Below are 2,272 nucleotides of genomic sequence, written 5' to 3' on the forward strand. Positions count from 1 at the left end.
CATAGGTCCGCCGTCACCATCTTGCCGGCCACGACACCGACGGACCCGGTCAGGGTACCGGGATGCGCTACGATCTTGTCGGCGTTCATCGCGATCCAGTAGCCGCCGGAGGCTGCCGCCTCGCCCATGGAGACGACGACCGGCTTGCCTGACAGCTTGGCCTTGACGAGCGCGCGCCGGATCGCTTCCGACGCGACGGCGGACCCGCCGCCGCTGTCGATGCGGAACAGGATGGCGCGGACGTCGGGATCTTCGGCGGCTTCGGCGAAGGCGTCGGCCACGTCGTCCGATCCCATCGAGGTGCCGCCCATCAGCGGATCGACGCCGTTGGACCCGCGCTGGATCGACCCAGTGCCGTAGATGACGGCGATGGTCGGTCCCGTGCGGTGAGGCGGTCCGGCGGCATCCAGGTAATCGGCGGTTTCAAGCAGTTCGGAATTGGCGCCGCCGCGTTCCCGCGCGGCATCGGTGACCTCGTCGTAGTATCCGATTTGATCGATCAGCTTGGCGTCCAGCGCTTCGCGGTCCAGGAAAGGTCCACGGTCGATCAGCTGGCGCAGTGCCGCCGGATCGATGCTGCGGCCCTGGGCGATGCCCGAGACGAGCTGTTCCTGAAGGTCGCCGAGCAGCGCTTCCATCATCTCCCGGTGCGGCTCGGTGAAGTCGCGTTCCGTGAAGGTGTTCATGAAGCTCTTGTATTCCTCGCGGTGGCGCAGTTCCGGCTTGACGCCGAGCTCGTCGAGGGCGCCGCGCGCGAAGGGGACCGAGGCGCCCAGCCCCGTCAGTCCGACGAGGCCGACCGGCTGAAGCCAGATGCGGTCGAAGGCGCTGGCGACATAGTACGAGCGGTCGCCCGGTCCCTTTTCGCCGATGATTTCGTAAAAGGCTAAGGCTAAGCGGCCGCTGGCCCGGAAGCGCTGGATGGCCGCCCGAAGCTCCTGCGACTTCCCGGTGCCGAACCGGTCGCCGCCGATCCTGGCGACGACGCCCTTGACGCGCGGATCGGTGCGGCCCCGGTCCAGCGCATCGACGATGTCGCGCAGGGTGTCGCCCCGGCTGAACAGGGTGTCGGACAGCTTGCCGCCGGCTCCGTGCTCCTCCAGGGGTTGATCCAGGTTGAGGTCCAGGACGATGGATTCGGGCATCGGCTCCCGCTGTTCCCAAAGCCTCCACGCATAGTAGCCGCCGCCGGCCGCCACCAGCACGACGACAAAACCGACCAGCGCGAAGAGGCGCACGAAGAAGCGGAACATGGTTTCTCCCGAAAAATCCGACCCTGGACCCGATGCCGACCGAAACTTCCCCTGACGAGGCGCCAGGGTCTATCTGTCCATCTGGTGGTACTCGGGGTTGGGAATCATATCAACTGCCGATGCCACGCGGTTGGACATGTTGTAGAAGCCCGCCACATCGGCGATGTCGAAGATGTCGGCGTCGGAAAAACCTTCCGCCCGCAAGGCCTGCCGGTCCTCCTCGCCGATCAGGTTAGGCGTCACCGTCAGCTTCCAGGCGAAGTCCAGCATGGCCCGGTGCCGTGACAAGAGATGGGCAACGCGGTAGTTCATGACCAGCATCTCGCCCAGCTGAGGGTCGCCCGACAGCCGGCGTACGGCCTGTCCGTGGGCGACGAGGCAGTAGTAGCAGCGGTTGGCGGAGGATACGACGACGGCGATCATCTCACGCTCAAGCTTGTCGAGGCCGCTGTCGCCCAGCATCAACTCGTTGTAAAGCTTAATGAAAGTCCGAAGTTTTTCGGGACGTGCGCTGTACGACCGGAGTACGTTCGGGACCAATCCCAGCCTTTCCTGGCATTTTGCGAAGTACGCCTTGAGATCTTCGTCGAGCGTTTCCGGATCGGGAACGGGAAGGGCCATGGCGTAATCTGGCTGCGGCAAGGTCATCTCCTCCTGAAGGGGTAGCGGCGAAGTTTTGATCGGTCTATTGTGCGACGGTACGATGGACATGTATGTACCGTTGCGGATTTCGCCTTCCGGCCCAAATGTACGGCCGTACCGTAGTGTACGAAATCGTCTTTCCTGAAACGATCGCGGATAAGCCGTTTTTCATGGTTGTGCTTTCATGACCGCCGTCGTCGACTCCCATGAAGTCGAGGACGGTCGCCGGATCACCGATCTTCTGACCGAACTCCGCGACAATCTTCCGCAGGACCGGGTCAGTCTCGCCGATCTGGTAGACGTGTTCAGGCACCGCGCGTTCGGCGGCTTCATGCTGGCGATGTCGCTGCCGACGCTGCTTCCGCTGCCGATCGGCA

3 protein-coding genes are annotated in these 2,272 nt (G+C 63.9%); 1 reads left to right on the plus strand and 2 read right to left on the minus strand.

Going from position 1 to position 2,272, the window contains the following annotated elements; genetic code table 11:
- Positions 1-1,253, minus strand: a 1,253-nt coding sequence (locus AC5JJ6_RS10145; protein WP_496041922.1) for a S49 family peptidase, incomplete at its 3' end; no start/stop codon positions are given.
- 69 nt (positions 1,254-1,322) lie between these two features.
- Positions 1,323-1,895, minus strand: coding sequence for a peroxidase-related enzyme (locus tag AC5JJ6_RS10150; protein WP_496041923.1), 573 nt, complete (start codon positions 1,893-1,895; stop codon positions 1,323-1,325).
- A 184-nt stretch (positions 1,896-2,079) separates the two neighbouring features.
- On the opposite strand from AC5JJ6_RS10150, the gene AC5JJ6_RS10155 reads away from it, so the two are divergent.
- On the plus strand, positions 2,080-2,272 hold a 193-nt coding region (locus tag AC5JJ6_RS10155; protein WP_496041924.1), incomplete at its 3' end, for an exopolysaccharide biosynthesis protein.

The organism is Skermanella sp., assembly GCF_059503625.1.